We start from the raw sequence: 16050 nt of genomic DNA, 5'->3' as shown, positions 1-16050 counted from the left end.
AACTTAGGTAAGTTGCGCCAGATTTCTGCTTTATACCTAATCCATCAGATTTAAACGCAATGAAAAGATTACTGTTCTTTGTACTTCTTATATCAGGCACTACAAGTTTTGCTCAGGTCAAACTGGCCCGCCTCTTCTCAGACCATGTTGTGTTACAACGCCAAAAACCTATTCCGGTCTGGGGATGGGCTACACCGCAGGAAAAAGTAACGGTAACGCTGGGCCGTCAGACATTAACGGCAACTGCTGATACAGCCGGAAAATGGATCGTCAGATTTGCCCCGCTGGAAGCCGGTGGACCTTATCAAATGACGGCCACTGCAAAATCAGGAAAAGCAGCGGTTGAAGATATTCTGATCGGTGAAGTATGGCTTTGTTCCGGTCAGTCGAACATGGAATTTAAAGTACAGCAGGCCAATAATTTTGAAGAAGAAAAAAAGAACGCCGATTTCCCTAAAATCCGTCATTTCAATGTGGATCATGAGGTTACGATGGCTGTGCAGAAAGACCTGAAAAACGGCTCCTGGATGATCGCTTCACCCGAAACGGTCGGCAGTTTTACCGCAGTAGGCTTTTTCTTCGCCCGTGAGCTGTATCAGAAATTAAACGTCCCGATCGGTATTCTTCATTCCTCCTGGGGCGGCTCACAAGTGGAAGGCTGGATCAGTAAAGAAGGCATGTTAAGCAATGAAGAATTGAAAGGTTATGCAAATAATCTGCCAAAAAACTGGGACGAAGCAGATGCCCGCCTCGATGCGAAACTCCGGAAACAGTTATTCAAAGATCCGCAGATTAACCCTTCAAGCGCTGACGAAGCCAGGTACACTGAGCCCGGTTATGATTTTTCAAAATGGATAAAGGCGGATAGCCCTATTGGTCAATGGGACTGGAAAAACATCTGGGCATTCCGTGGCAATGGATACATGGCAAAAACCATCAGCATTCCTGCGGAGCTGGTTTCGCAAAAAACAACCCTTGCCCTTGCCGAAAACGATAGCCATAACGCCATTTACATTAACGGAAAACTTGTTAATGAGGGAATTATCAAAGGCGTAAGAAAAATAGAAATTCCGGAAAACACCTGGAAATCCGGCGACAATCAGCTGGTTATCAAATTTGGAAACATGATCAGCACACCGTGGTACGGACTAGGTTTGGTCGGTTCGGCGGACAATCTCTATGTTGGCAATGAGCAGCAGAAAATAAGTCTGGCAAAAGAGTGGTTTTTAATGCCCTCATTCGCTGACAAACACAATTACATGCATTCCAGCAACAACGTAGGCACAACGATCTACAATGCGATGATTGCTCCACTGGTTCCTTTTGCGATACGCGGCAATCTTTGGTATCAGGGCGAAGCCAATACCACCAGGGCTTACCAATACCGTCAGAGTTTTCCTTTGCTGATTCAGGACTGGCGCAACCAATGGGCTGCGAATGGAAAACCAGGCAACGAGTCATTCTATTTTGTTCAGCTGTCGAGCTTCGGCGGCAATCAGGACAGTAATAAAGGCAGTAACTGGGCAGAGCTTCGTGAAGCGCAAACCATGACTTTAAAGCTACCTAAAACCGGAATGGCTGTAACCATTGACGTAGGAAACGCAAAAGATATTCACCCGACCAACAAACAGGACGTTGCACACAGGCTGGCTACCAATGCTTTGAAACTGGATTACGGGCAAAAAATCGATTACAGCTCCCCATTGTTTGACGCAGTGACTTTCAGTGAAGGGAAAGCGGTCGTAAGTTTCAAATTTGCACCCGATAAATTGGTAGCCAAAGACGGAGAACTCAAAGGTTTTGAAATTGCCGGAGAGGATAAGGTTTTTTATCCTGCCAAAGCAGAAATTACCGGAAACAAAGTGGTTGTTCATCATCCGAAAGGACTTAAACCTGTTTCGGTTCATTATGCCTGGTCGGATGCGCCGGTTGAAGCCAATCTGTATAATTCCGCTGGTTTCCCTGCAAGCCCGTTCCGTACCGATAGCTGGCCCGGAATAACGGTTGGGAAAAAATTCGAGTAAGCAGTTTTTGATATAATTTAAAGAAAGGGCATTGCGCACGAAAAATCTCGTATGCAATGCCCTTTGCTTTTGCGCTTATAGTTATTTTAGAAAAATCTAATCGGTGATCTGCCTCTTGAAAAACTTCCAGGATTCTTCAAAAACATCTATATCAGTCAAAAACTGATGTTTCCCGTTAACCACTTTCAGTAATGTTACCTCAGGTTTGTTTTTCTTCCGGTAAGAATAACTTTCCACGGTGATGTTGTTGCTGGTATCGGCATCGTGTAAAATGGTTTTGACCGGAGTACCCTGATAGCCGTCCAGAGTAGCCCAGTATTGAAACGATTGCTCAGTTGCCCTTACCTTTCCCAGCGTCACACCCGGTGTTTTCACTTCACCGCCATTGTAGGGGTTTGTCTCATCAGCCGTGCCATTTATAATCTGCGTTGCAATGGGAATTCTGGCTTCGCCACAATCCATGTTTTCAGGCGTTGGCATATTGGCCACAATGGCCGAAAGCGCCTTGAATTTTTTTGGCATTGTAAGGCCCAGTTTGTAAGTCATATGCCCGCCACCCGAAAAACCGGTGGCAAAAACGTGCTTATCATTGATCTTGTACTTCGTTTTGAAATACGTGATCATTTGGGCAAAAAAAGCTTCCTCATCAATATTTTCCTGATTAGCCGCCGCCGTGGAAGCTTTTCTGCATTCGTTCCAGTAACGCTTATAGCCAGCCGGATAAACCAGAATAAAGTTTTCTGTTACAGCCTGTGATTCCAGTTTTCTTGTTTTATCAAAAAGCGACTGCGGATCACCGCCAGAGCCATGCATCGCAAAAATAAGGCTGGCTCCTGTTTTCGCCGACTGAGGTTTATTAAAATAAAATACCCTGTAATGGTTTTCGATTAAGAGTGAATCTTTTGTGATCTGCGCTTTTACGAAGACACAAGGAAAAAAGGTTAACGCCAGAAGCAGTTTTTTAAGCATTTCGGTCCGCAATTTGTATGAGATATTGATTCATTCAGTAAATAACGTGATACGGATATTATACTGATGCACATGTAATAAATGCAAAATAAACTTTGATAAGGGCAGAATTTAAGGGATGGAAACATCAATCTTTATCCAGGCCAATTCATTTGACCACTTTAAACCAAACATGCGTCGCCCCCGCTGATTCTATGATTTTTATCCGCTCCAATTCGATTGGGCTGGTTCCTATTTGTTCAAACAGTAACGTACCGCAGCAAAGTAATACCGGAATGATGTGGATGTGAATTTCATCAACCAGGCCAGCTTTTAGATAACTTTGAGCGATACCGGCTCCGCCCATTAACCAGACATTCTTTCCTTTTGCAGCTTCCCTGGCTTTTTCCAATGCAACGGATATCCCCTCTGGCACATAAGCAAACCCATTTATCGCTTTCACCGGGTTTTGGTTGGTTACAACAAACGCTGGCATCGAAAAGGGTGAAGCACCTCCCCAGGCGTCATCAATCGCGATTGCATAAGTTCTTCCACCGACAATGACGGCACCGGAAGACGATACGACCTCTTCAAGTATTCTGCCATCGATGTCGGTTTTTCCGCTAAATATCCATTCGTGCAGCCGCTTTCCACCTATACCCATGGGTTGCCTGGGCGTAACATCGGGACCGGCAATATATCCGTCCAGGGACATGGAGAGATCCAGAATCACTTTTTCCATCGGATCGTCAATCTGTCGTTACATGTATTTCATTGCCGGATAATCGAGCAATCTTCTCCACAAAGCGATCTGGCCTATCAGATTGGCCTCACGATAGGTAACAAATGCCAGAAGCTCATAGAAAGAAATCGTCTGCCCCGGCATCATATCAATCCGTTTATCCAAACTTTCATCCGTCGCGTTCACCAGCAATTTCCTTAAAACCGGCGTGATCTTTTGCCAATCCGTTTTGTACACTTCAAGATCGGGATAAGTGGCACCTTCCTGAATGCCCTTGTTATCGCTGAAAAGATCATAGGCAGTGTCCTTATCTTCCGCACCGAGTTGTCGGGCCAGGTCAAACCGCGCGTGCACCGCACTGCCCGCAAGCCAGGCGATATGATTGGCTTTGGTATCAAGCCGGTTATGTGTATCATCATTTGAAATCCCGTCCATGACGTTCTTAAAAAATGTAGTCTGCATATCGTACAGCGTAAGAATGCCGTACAATGAGCTGTTTTTTTCAGTTTCCATAATAGTTTAGTTGATTGGTGATAGGTCGGCGCAGGTTTGAAGAAACTGACAGAGGGTGATAACTTATCGTTCTTCCTCGATGACGGATAGGATATTACCGGCCGGATCCGTGAACCAGGCTATGAGCGGCCCTCCGCCACGAAATATATGATCATCATCCGTTTTGATACCCGGCCAGTCATAACTTTCAAAGGTGACTCCAAGTGCTTTTAACTGCTCTACTGTTACCTTGATATCAGCAACAGGAAAATTAAGGATCGTGAATGTCGCCGGCGTATGATTGGGTTTTTCGTAAATAACGAGCGGGTTACCTCCTGCAACGTGCAGATTCAGTACGTTCATTTCGCTTAATTCAGTAACTTTTATTTGCAGCGTTCCTTCATAAAACTGCCTGGCTTTTTCCAGATTATCCACTGAAAAACCGCTGAATGCCTTTGTGTCTCTAAACATAATCATCTGGTTTAAGTATTGATGTAAAAACAATTGAAACAAACCTGACTATTCGACTACACATCATTTCATAGCCTAAAAGGCTCAAACAGTCTGTGTTTGGTTGAAATCCGGCTGATGTTTCTGATAATTTTTTGAAAGCTTTTTATACGCATCAGTCCGCATGGCAATCAACGTAATGATCAGTCCAACGATGCCTGTGACTGTAAATAACAGCGCAAGGCCCCTATCGGTCCCGGTGCCGAACCAGTAGCCAATCAGCCGTACTCCCGCCCCGGTTGTCATGAAGGGAATAAACACAAACTTGGCAATTGGGCCGATCATAAAAGCAGTAATCGGCGAGGCGGCCTGCTCCACACTTTGGGCAAAACCAAATACCCTTCCCTGTCTTTCGGGTGGAATCACTTTTTGAAGTATCGTCTGCTCCGTAGCCTCCACGACCGGAATCAGGCATAGATACACAAACAAGCCAATAGCCAGCAAGACGATCGAAGCCTGAATGGTAAAAAATATGCAGATCGTCCACATGACGATATTGGAAATAAAAAGTGTCCGGAGCGGTTGTTTCCCCAACCCTTTTTTGGCTACGATCAACCCGCCCACAATAAATCCAAGGCTCAAAAATCCCCAGAGGACTCCCCAAACCTGCACGGAAACCATGGACAAACCATAGGCATCCATGAGGGACATAAACACCCCACCGAGGAAATTATTGAAAGTGTTGAAAAATATCAGCCCAAAAAGTCCCGGGACCACACTGACAGCTTCAATTGTTCCCCTGATATCAATACTTTCCAAATGGGACTGAACATGCACAATTTCTTTTTCTTCGATGGTTATTGTCATCAGATGAATCAGCACGAGCACTGATAATCCCACAGCGAGCACCAGCATCCACATCATGCCCATAAAACCGATCACCAGCCCGCTAAAAATGGAAGCGACCAAAAAGGAAACGCCGTTTGCGGTACCCACCATCCCGTTTGCTTTGTCTCTGGTTTCTTCCGGGATCAGAATAGTCACCACTGTTGAAAGCGCTATCGTCCGGATATTTCCTGTAATAGCACCAAAAAGACACATGATAATAAACAGCCAAAGGTTGATGCTGGAAGCATTTTTAAAAACCTCAACAGGCGTTACAAAGTAGATAATCAAGGCAACAATGTACAGGATCAGCGTCAGAACTCCCGAAAGCATCATGGAAGTTTTCTTCTTATATCTGTCCACAATCGAGCCCAGAAAAAATCCTGAAACGGCCACAGTGCCAAAATAGATACCGGCCATCACCGATGTTGCCACGACGGATTTTGTTTCCAGATATACCCAGAATGTCACAGCAAACCAGACAAAAGTATTGGTCAGTGAAGCAGCCAGGGAATTGGCAAGTATGGCATAAAAGGTTTTCATCAGTCAAAAAGTTAATAAGATGACAAGTCAAAAGTATGACAATAAAACAAGTTGGGAAGAGGCGTTACAAGACAGAATAAGGGGGTGATCGCGACAATTATAATTTATAAATAATTTAACAACCACTATAAAAATAAACAGATACTTAAAATATTCAATACAAATCATGTTTTTCAATACCAGTCAATAAATTTAACCGGTTTTACTTCTCAATACCTGTTAACTTTGTTACTCAACTTTTCCGGGTTTCATTTCAGGAAAGACGTACATATGGCTGGAACCTTTAAATTATTTCTACTATTCAGCGCTTTGCTATGCATGTTCATGGCAGCTATTTCCCCTGATCAAAAAAGCATCGGGGTTGAATATAGTGTTGGACAATTCCGGAATGATTCCAAAGTTTTCGCCGTTACCATTGCTGACCTTTCAAAAGCACTGGAAAATCTGGATTCTTCAAAACCCGAAACTGTCCGGAAAGCAAAGGACGCACTGGTTAACAGCCGTCTGGCTTACAAAAGAATAGAATATTTACTGGAATATTTTTTCTATACCTCTTCGAGAGTTTACAACCGAGCTCCCAAAAACGAAATTGAAGAGCCATTTCTGGAATATCAGGAACTGGCCGGCTTGCAATACATTGAGACCATGCTTTTCGATAGCCAGTCGGAAGCGCATAAAGTGACATTTGCAGAACAAGGCCGATTGTTACAGACGGCTTCGACCGATCTTAATTCACTTTTATACCAGTTTCAGGGAACCGATAAACAAATGCTTGAAAGCGTACGCATCGAATTGATTCGAATTATTGCGCTGGGTATAACCGGATTTGATGCGCCACTGCTGAAATCAGGTATAGCTGAGTCGGCAGTTGCCATGGAAACGATTCACAAAGTGATGATACCTTACCTGGACAAGAGTAAGTCCGACACGGATAGTTTACGTTTTTATCTTGACAAATCGGCGAAATATCTTCACAACAATCCTGATTTTGACTCCTTCGACCGGTTATCTTTTCTCACGACCTGTGCGCTGCCGCTGCAAAAACATTTAGGAAAAATGATCAGAAGTAACGGTTGGGAATCAAATAAATACGGTGTTTTAAATTACGAGGCAGAGAATATTTTCGCCGGCAACGCTTTTCAAAACCAGTCGTTCCCGGGCAGTAACAGGAAAGTATCCGGCAGAGAAATCGCACTTGGTGAAAAACTTTTTTCCGAAACCATGCTTTCCGGAAATGGAGCAAAAAGCTGTGTATCCTGCCATAACCCTGCAAATTATTTTACAGACGGGCTGCCGAAAAGTATTGGATTTAACCCCGCGACAACGGTCAAAAGAAATGCCCCGACACTGATGTACAGCAGTTTTCAGCATAGCCAGTTTTGGGATGGCCGGGTTAAAAGTCTGGAAGAACAAATAGAAGCGGTCGTTACCGATCCAATGGAAATGAACGGAAAAATAGATGTTGTTTTAGCTAAATTAAATGCTGACAAAACTTACAGAAAAGCATTTCAAAAGGCTTTTTCAAAAAAACGGCAGGAAATGATCGTTGACAAGGAAGTATTCAAAGCGATTGCTGCATACATCCGGACTTTAAACCCCTATCGTGCTCCTTTTGACCAATATTTACAGGGAAATACAGCAGCATTGACGGAGAACCAAAAATCCGGCTTTAACCTCTTCATGGGCAAGGCACAATGCGGCACATGCCATTTTGCACCGCTTTTTAACGGACTTATCCCCCCGTTTTATACCCTGACGGAATTTGAAGTGTTGGGCGCCACAGATACAGATAATCTGGCAACGCCATCGGTTGATCCGGATGCAGGTCGTTTTTCTTCGCGTCCTATCCAGTTTTATCAGGGCGCCTTCAAAACGCCAACTGTGCGTAATGCGGCAAAAACAGGCCCGTATATGCATAACGGTGCCTTCCGGTCACTTGAAACACTTATCGAATTTTATAATCAGGGCGGTGGCGCAGGTTTGGGACTGACGGTTCCGAGCCAGACACTGTCGTCAGGAAAACTAAACCTCACGGAAAACGAGAAAAAAGATATCGTAGAATTTCTAAATGCATTGACAGATGACATGAAAAATATATAAATTATCCGGAATTTTAACTGGCCGTCACCGGCGTAATCTCCCTAACATCTGAACTTTATGAAAAAAAATATACTTCTGATACTTCTTCTGTCCTGCGTTATCCCCGGTTACGCCCAGCTCATCCGGGGCCCTTATCTTCAGGCAGCCACGTCCAACAGCATGGTGATCCGCTGGCGAACGGATGTCGCCGCTTCTTCACGCGTACAATACGGTGGTGCCGCCAATGCCCTCAATCAAAAAGTGGAAGATAATGCCCTGGTTACCGAGCATGAGATCAAGCTGACGGGTTTATCGCCAAAGACGAAATATTTCTATTCGATCGGATCGACAACAGGCGTTTATCAGGGTGATGACAATAATTATTTCGAGACAACACCGGTTAGCGGAGAACCGGGCAAGTACCGTTTTGGTGTTTTGGGAGACTGCGGTACGAACTCAGCTTTTCAGGGAAATGTTCGGGACCAGCTCACGGCTTACCTGGGAAACAATTATATGAATGCCCTGCTGCTCCTGGGAGATAATGCTTATTCGCAAGGAACGGATCCTGAGTACCAGTCGAATTTCTTTAACCATTACAAAGACAATTTCTTAAAAAAATATCCACTCTTCCCCACGCCCGGCAACCACGATTACGGCAACGACAATCCTAATTTACAGCTCAGCCACAAAATGCCGTATTATGATATTTTCACGATGCCGGTAAACGGAGAATCTGGTGGGGTGGCGTCCGGTAATGAGGCTTATTACTCCTACGATTATGGCAATGTCCATTTCCTTTCCCTCGATTCTTATGGAAAAGAAGATCAGTCGACGCGGCTTTATGACACGCTCGGAAAACAGGTGCAATGGATAAAAGCCGACCTTGCAGCGCATAAAAATAAGGGCTGGGTAGTTGCATACTGGCACCATCCACCTTTTTCCCTGGGCTCAAGAAATGGAGAAACGGAAACAGACATGATCAAGATCCGTGAGAATTTCATCCGCATTCTCGAACGTAACGGCGTCGATCTGATCCTTTGCGGGCATAGCCACGTGTATGAACGGACAAGATTAATGCAGGGATTTTATGATTATTCCGGTGCTTTTAACGGTGCGCTGCATAATGTCAGTCAGTCATCGGGAAAATATGACGGCACGGATAATTCCTGTACCTATATCAAAAACTCCGCCACTAATAAAGGTACAGTGTATGTTGTGGCGGGTTCCAGCGGTCAGGCAGGTGCTTCAAGTGCAGGATTTCCTCACAAGGCTATGTATTATTCCAACGCACAAGTCGGCGGTTCGCTAATGCTGGAAGTAGAAGGAAACCGGCTGGACGTAAAGTGGATTGGGATCGATGGACAAATCCGGGATAAGTTTACGATCGTAAAAGATGTAAATCAGAACAAAAACCTGAACATTGAACAAGGAAAGAGCGTAAATCTGGAAGCTTCCTTTAACGGGCAGTACGTATGGAACACCGGAGCCACTTCCAAAAGCGTGACCGTATCTCCGACCGCGGATACTGATTACAACGTAAAGGATGCCCAAAACTGTCTGAATGATGTTTTTCATGTGAAAGTCACGATCCCGGTGACCGTAAAATTGTTCTCTTTTGACGGAACAGCCGACGTACAAAACATGGTAAAACTCAATTGGGTCACGGAACTGGAAAATAACTTTTCTCATTTCCAGATTGAAAGATCAGTGAACGGCAAAGATTTTGCTGACCTCGGCCGCGTAAACAGCAGTCAGAATTCCAAAGAGAAAAAATTCTATGAGTTCATCGACCAGACCGGCAAAACAATTCTATCGCCGGATACCATATCCTACCGTCTGAAAATGATCGATCTGGCCGGAAAATCGGAATACTCCAAAGTGATTAAGGTCAAACTCAATGAAATCATTCTGGGTAACGATCCGGTTTCAGGGCTGGATGTCCATATCGTCCCGAACCCGTCTTCACCAGACAATATCCAGGTGAAACTGGTGGGCAAAGATCTGGCTGTTGCCGAGATCACCGTTATTGATATTTCGGGCAAAACAATCCTGAACCGAACCATAAAGCTCACCAAGGACCTGACGCCCTTTTTACCTCAGGCTGTGTCAAAAGGAACCTATTTTCTGAAAGTGGTAATCGACAACAAAACGATAACCCGGAAGTTTGTAATCTTATAATGCAAATCGTAAGCACAAAAAAAGTGAGCCTAGCCGGGCTCACTTTTTTATTAACACTTACTATACTATACTTATAAAATGTAAAATGTAGCTGGCTCCAAAGCTTTTGGAACATATTTCTCATTCATCATTTGTTTCAAGTCGCGCTCGATATTACCCGAAATGGTAAGTACCGGAGTATCCGTTGGCTTGTTTTCAAACGGATCCTGTAAATGGATCGCCATTTTTTCGATCAGGAAGAAACATGCTGTAATTACAACCAGAACCGGGACCATCAAAAATCCAAAAAGATCTACCATCCCGAACGGAAGCAATACGATGAAAAAGTGAAGTGCCAGGTGAATATACAAGCTATAAGTGGCCGGGAATACCGTGTTTTTAATCCTTTCACATTTCCCCATGGCATCCGTCAAACGGGTCAGCGTATTGTCAATTTCGATTTGCTGGTATGAGTTAACCCACCCCTGTTTGTGCGCATTGTTAAGGTCCCTCGCATGCAACTGTACCAGTCCAAGATGTTTGTTATCGTAACTTCCTACGTATTCATACTCATCTTCCGATACAAATTTTTCTATCGAAGGCATCGGATCGTTTTTACGAAGACCGTTTCCCAACGCGTAACACCAGGCAATCTGTCGATTAATAATCCTGTGTTTAAAGGCCTTAATATTTTCAGGCTGATAAGGATCATCCATGAGCGAAAGCACCTGACGGGCCAGTGTACGCGAATCGTTGACAATGGATCCCCAGATAATTCTGGCTTCCCACCACCTGTCGTAAGCCTGGTTTGACCGGAAAGCAAGCAACAGCGATATGATCGTACCCAACACTGTCGGCACTGTCATATTGATGGAAATATTGGTGATTTCGAAGTTCTTATAGACAATTTCAATAGCCAGTCCGTACACAGTTACCAGCAGAACTTCATATTTTATTTTCCCAAACACATATTTAATGGGAATATTTTTTTTAAGAAGCATAATTTATATGGCTTTGTTGATTGTTAGAATAACTGATGTCAGCTGATGTTTACCGAAGATTTTCGATGTCGGAAAATGCAGACTTGTTAATTTCGTCGGCATCAATAAGTGGCAAACCACTTTTTAGAACCACCGGCAGCGCATCGATACTACTTTTACTAAGCTTGGGTATTCCGTAACTTTTGGAATAAGCGATGAAGTCCGCTTTGTTGTAATCCAGAAAATTTTTAAAGACCGCCAGTTTGCTTCCGTAAAAAAATTCTATCGTCACACTTTTCAGTTTTCCAGCGTAAACGTTTTTAAGCATATCACATTCATGACGGAATTCATCCGACACAAATTCGTATTCCTTTTTGCGGTAATTTGAAAAAAGCAGGTCCTGAATGTCGTCAGCGACATGAAAGAGATGAATGAAGAGAATTCTTACTTCCTCCTTAGCATTTCTTACAACCGTTTCCGCTACCTGGATAGAGTCAATACTGAAATCACTTGGAATTATTATCGTTTTCATAATCCTATCGTTTTGGTTAACAATGCTTTTCGTTGAAATTTTGATAATGCAATGTTACAGCGGGCGGATTAGCACCAGCTAAAAACGAGATTATAATCCGGTGAGGGATTTATTAAAATCTTATTAGAATATTAAAATGGGATTAGAAGGGGCTGTTATTTAAAAGGCAGATAAACCGTGAAACGGGTACCCACGCCGACTTCGCTGTTGACGACAATACTGCCCTGGTGTAATTTTATAATATTATTCGTCAACGGAAGTCCAATTCCGTAACCTTTGTATTTTTCGGTGTTGGACGCGCGAAAGAAAGGGACAAAAATCTGGGCGATCTCCCGATCCGGGATACCAATTCCCTCATCTGCAATCTCGATGATTACATAAGTTTCTCCCGCTTTTATCAATACGTTAACCGGCTTGTTGTCTGAATATTTACAGCTGTTCAGGACAATGTTGGAAAATGCAGCCTTTAACAACGTTTCATTTCCATTTACAACAAGCTTTTCTTCATCCTCCGGCAACTGATCAAAGTTGATTTCCACCTTGTTGTTGGGCATGATCTGATCTGCGGTACCTTTTACCGATAAAATCAACTCGTCAATCCTGATCTCATCCCATTGTTCCTTTTTCCCGTCAAAACCCGTTTGCGCCAGACTTAACATACTATTCGTCAGATGTTCCAGCTTTTCAGATTCCCGAAAAATGGTACGGAAAGAATCTCTGGCAATTTCGGGGATATCGCCTACGGAAAGTCCCAGCTGCGCCTCGCCGCTGATAATTGTCAGTGGTGTTTTAAATTCGTGAGAAGCATTGCTGACGAAATTATTCTGGATCTCGAAGGTAATTTCCAGCCTGTCGAGCATGTCGTTAAAGGTTTTGGAAAGATCTGTGATTTCATCCTTGCTCGTGCTCACTTTCAACCGCTGGTTCAGGTTATGCGCACTGATCCCTTTTACGTTCCGGATAATCTGCCGGATCGGCTGAAAAATCTGGATGGAAAAAAACTTGCCGAAAGTAAACACGAAAACCAATGAGATAAAAAAACCGATAACCAGCAGATTTTTAAGATTCTCCATTTCTTCCAGTCCATAAAGGTCCACCGCCGAAGAAAGAACGATAATATTTTCGCCGGATTGGATCACACTGAGGCCAACATAGGAAGTGTCGTTTTTAAAAAAACGGGCCGGCTGTTTCCTTACAATTTCGTCGTAAAACGACTGAGGCATCGGAAACTTTTTTTTCAGACTATCCGCCTTTTTGACTTCGTTTTTCCAAATAATCTGATGCTGCTCATACGGCAGATCTCCAAGATGTTTCTCCTTAATGTCGTAGTATATCGAAGTCTGGGTTTTATTCTTTTGAAGTGCGGCGTGACCAACAATATTGGAACGTACTTCCAGTCTGTGAAAAAAACTGGCGGAAATACTATCCGAAGCAAAAATGTAAATAAAAACGCTGAGCGACAGGATAATCCCTGCCGTCAGCACTGTAAAAATAAGAGAGATCCTAGTTTGTATCTTCATAAGTCTGGCGCATCACATAACCCATGCCGAAAACGGTATGAATAAACTTAACGCGGTGGTTTTTATCTATTTTTTTTCGGAGATAATTGATATAAACGTCCACCACATTCGTTCCCAGATTAAAATTAATATCCCAGACATTTTCAAGAATTTCCATCCGGTTCAACACTTTATTCTGGTTGGAAAGAAGGAATTCCAGCAGACGAAACTCGGTCGCCGTCATGTCAATAGGCTGCGAATCACGGGTAACTGTTTTGGTTATTTTATCAAGAACCAGATCCCCGATTTTAAGTATATCATTATTTTTCTCTTTCTCGGGCTCTTTTCCTCTGCGGGTTAATGTCCTGATACGCGCTTCAAGCTCAGCCAGTTTGAACGGTTTTGTCATGTAATCGTCCGCACCTGCATCCAGTCCCGAAACGATATTTTCGGTTGTTCCAAGGGCAGTAAGCATCAAAATGGGTATGGAAGCATTACTGCTCCTTATCTTTCTGCACACCTCCATGCCATTTATTACTGGTATCATCAGATCCAGCAAAATCAGGTCAAACTCATGCTGCAAGGCCATCTGCAAGCCCGACTGGCCATCCATAGCCACAGTAACTTCATGCCCGGTAGCGGAAAGACTTCTTTGAATAAGCGATATTACACTGGGTTCGTCTTCGATAAGCAAAAGCTTCATGCGCACATTAAATGTATAAGATTGTTGGCTTGCTAAAATAACCTGCTTTTGCCTTAAAAAATTCTTGCCTGCCCATTTATAAGCAAAAAGCAGGTAATGAACCGAATCAATACCTGCCTCTAAAACTAATGAATGAATCGTAAAATCCGTATATTTTGAAATAAGGATTTTGTGATCAAAGTCATTTTCAAACCATCTGATCTGTCATTTTCCCTGACTTTTTCAAATATCTGACATAACCATATACCAGTCCGAGTATTACAAAAATGGAAACAAATACGGACAAACGTGTTTCCGGATCAGGAATCAGGTGTTTGTATTCGAACAAAATGATGGCTGCAATACCAACCAGCCAGATAAACAGCGTGTTGTATTCCTTTAAAAGCCATCGTTTGTAGTTAAAATTCATCTCAGAGAAAGTCGCTTCGATGCCTTTGACATTGATAAACCATCTGTTCACGCGCTGACAATAGGTGGCAAAATCGAAGCCAAATTTATTCTGTAAAAAATTTTCCTCTGCCATGACAATGGCCTGATAAATAAACAGGAACAACGGAAAAACGATACCAAGATAAATCCAGGAATTGGATAGAATACCAACGCCAAGCAGCATCAGAATATTTCCGACATACAGCGGGTTCCGGCAATGTTTAAAAATACCTTCGGTCACCAGATTTTCCGCATGTACTTTTTTGTCCTTTCCGCCGCGAATGATGTACGCAAGCCCGATGGTAGCGCCACGAATGGCTTCTCCCAGAATGGTGATCGATAATCCGAGCACGATGGGCCAGATGTGGTAACTTGCCCCAAACTGCTCGCGGGTAAAAATATCCGGCGAAGGCAGAAAAAGCAGCAAATACAGAAAGATGAATAATACGTTTCTGAACCTGAAAAAGAAATTTCCTATTGTTATCATTTTTTGTGAGCTATAATTCCGGCAAAATTGTACCATTTAAAAAAAGTTTCGCAGTGCGCAAAACCAACATCTTCGAGCAGGAAAATATTTTCCGATAACTTATACGGAATCAGGACATTTTCAAGTGCTTCTCTTTTTTGGGAAATTTCCAGGTCGCTGTACTGGTTGCGTCTTTTGTAATCGTAGTAATATTTGATAAAATCACGGTTAAAAACACTGTCTTCCGCTAGTATTTTCTCGACCAAAATCAATGTCCCGCCGGGATTAAGGCCTTTGTAGATATTTTTAAGGCACCTTTTTCTGTGAATCGGACGGAGAAATTGCAATGTCAGACAAAGGATCACCACCGAGGCATTTTGAATACTTAACTCGCCATGCAGATCAGCCGCGCGAAGTTCATAGGGTCTTGTCATACCCGCCTGTTGGAGTTTGACGTCACATTTGGCAAGCATTTCATCCGATTCGTCGATCCCGACAAACGAAATATCCTGTGAAACTAAGGTATCGAGTCCGATCATCGTCGTGCCTGTCGAGCAACCCAGATCGTACACCAGCGTGTCTTTTTGTGCATGATCGGCGGCCAGCTCGGCTACCATCCTCTGAATTTCTCCATAATGTGGCACCGAACGGTTTACCATATCATCGAAAACCTTCACTACTTTACTTCCAAACTTAAAATCAGAGGCTTCCGAAATCTCCTCCTTGAAGACATTGTCTTGCTCGATGCTTTCCATAACATTAATTAAATATGCAACAATAAGTCAGGTTGATCCTTAATCTTGAAATGGAGGGCTTGTCAGGTGCGCGTTCTGGTGTGTTAAAGAATCGGATTGGCATTCCTGTTTTTCAGGACCTCAAATATTTTGGCCCAGATTGGTTTTACCAAATTATAACAGGATAAAAAACGGAAAGGGTTTACAAAAAGTATCCCATTCTTAATTTTTCTATAAAAACGATCATCTAACACGACTAACGCTGCTGTAAAATCCGTGCCACAAGATTTAAAAGTGTCTGAAGGATGAATACGTTTCCTTTTTTCTTTTCGTGGCAGATTATTAGAAAAAAATTAAAATTGAGGTTCAGAGATACAAGCTCTTGCG

The 16050-nt window shown here is 43.2% G+C and carries 14 protein-coding genes; 3 read left to right on the top strand and 11 right to left on the bottom strand.

From position 1 onward, the window contains the following. The first annotated feature begins 59 nt into the window (after positions 1-59). Positions 60-2024: a sialate O-acetylesterase gene (locus M1L62_RS23495; RefSeq protein WP_254562084.1), complete on the top strand. Its 1965-nt coding sequence runs from the start codon at positions 60-62 to the stop codon at positions 2022-2024. Between the two features lie 96 nt (positions 2025-2120). Here M1L62_RS23495 and M1L62_RS23490 read toward each other — a convergent pair whose 3' ends face one another. The 5 genes from M1L62_RS23490 to M1L62_RS23470 all read right to left on the bottom strand — a co-directional run bounded on the left by M1L62_RS23490 (position 2121) and on the right by M1L62_RS23470 (position 6084). After that, positions 2121-2993 (bottom strand): CE1 family esterase, encoded by an 873-nt coding sequence (locus M1L62_RS23490; RefSeq protein ID WP_254562083.1) that lies wholly within the window; start codon positions 2991-2993, stop codon positions 2121-2123. A gap of 148 nt (positions 2994-3141) precedes the next feature. Continuing rightward, a complete protein-coding gene (locus M1L62_RS23485; protein ID WP_254562082.1) occupies positions 3142-3714 on the bottom strand; it encodes a dihydrofolate reductase family protein in 573 nt (190 codons plus the stop codon). 18 nt (positions 3715-3732) lie between these two features. Continuing rightward, positions 3733-4227, bottom strand: a complete 495-nt coding sequence (locus M1L62_RS23480) for a DinB family protein (RefSeq protein WP_254562081.1) — start codon at positions 4225-4227, stop codon at positions 3733-3735. 63 nt (positions 4228-4290) lie between these two features. Then, entirely contained in the window at positions 4291-4677 is a 387-nt protein-coding gene (locus M1L62_RS23475) for a VOC family protein (RefSeq protein ID WP_254562080.1), read from the bottom strand. Positions 4678-4761: 84 nt separating this feature from the next. Further along, the gene (locus M1L62_RS23470; protein ID WP_254562079.1) at positions 4762-6084 is read right to left on the bottom strand and encodes an MFS transporter; all 1323 of its coding nucleotides are present in this window, start codon (positions 6082-6084) and stop codon (positions 4762-4764) included. Between the two features lie 324 nt (positions 6085-6408). Between M1L62_RS23470 and M1L62_RS23465 the strand changes: the two genes are divergently transcribed. Then, positions 6409-8184, top strand: a complete 1776-nt coding sequence (locus M1L62_RS23465; RefSeq protein ID WP_254562078.1) for a cytochrome-c peroxidase — start codon at positions 6409-6411, stop codon at positions 8182-8184. 57 nt (positions 8185-8241) lie between these two features. Next, positions 8242-10341: a metallophosphoesterase gene (locus M1L62_RS23460; protein ID WP_254562077.1), complete on the top strand. Its 2100-nt coding sequence runs from the start codon at positions 8242-8244 to the stop codon at positions 10339-10341. A gap of 71 nt (positions 10342-10412) precedes the next feature. Here the strand turns inward: M1L62_RS23460 and M1L62_RS23455 are convergent, their stop codons facing one another. The 6 genes from M1L62_RS23455 to cmoA all read right to left on the bottom strand — a co-directional run bounded on the left by M1L62_RS23455 (position 10413) and on the right by cmoA (position 15684). Next, complete coding sequence (locus M1L62_RS23455; RefSeq protein WP_254562076.1) at positions 10413-11321, bottom strand: bestrophin family protein; 909 nt, start codon at positions 11319-11321, stop codon at positions 10413-10415. 49 nt (positions 11322-11370) lie between these two features. Next, the gene (locus tag M1L62_RS23450) at positions 11371-11832 is read right to left on the bottom strand and encodes a hypothetical protein (protein ID WP_254562075.1); all 462 of its coding nucleotides are present in this window, start codon (positions 11830-11832) and stop codon (positions 11371-11373) included. Between the two features lie 155 nt (positions 11833-11987). After that, the gene (locus M1L62_RS23445) at positions 11988-13352 is read right to left on the bottom strand and encodes a sensor histidine kinase (RefSeq protein WP_254562074.1); all 1365 of its coding nucleotides are present in this window, start codon (positions 13350-13352) and stop codon (positions 11988-11990) included. After that, complete coding sequence (locus M1L62_RS23440) at positions 13336-14034, bottom strand: response regulator transcription factor (RefSeq protein ID WP_254562073.1); 699 nt, start codon at positions 14032-14034, stop codon at positions 13336-13338. Before M1L62_RS23440 ends, M1L62_RS23445 begins: the two co-directional genes overlap by 17 nt. 187 nt (positions 14035-14221) lie before the next feature. Beyond that, a complete protein-coding gene (locus M1L62_RS23435; protein WP_254562072.1) occupies positions 14222-14950 on the bottom strand; it encodes a methyltransferase family protein in 729 nt (242 codons plus the stop codon). Then, positions 14947-15684, bottom strand: a complete 738-nt coding sequence (cmoA, locus tag M1L62_RS23430) for a carboxy-S-adenosyl-L-methionine synthase CmoA (RefSeq protein ID WP_254562071.1) — start codon at positions 15682-15684, stop codon at positions 14947-14949. The genes M1L62_RS23435 and cmoA overlap by 4 nt, the downstream gene beginning before the upstream one ends. Positions 15685-16050 lie beyond the last annotated feature (366 nt).

This window comes from Dyadobacter diqingensis, assembly GCF_024220585.1.
Classification (GTDB): Bacteria; Bacteroidota; Bacteroidia; order Cytophagales; family Spirosomataceae; genus Dyadobacter; species Dyadobacter diqingensis.
Note: the sequence above shows the minus strand (reverse complement) of the source record. Positions and strands in the feature narration are given on the sequence as shown.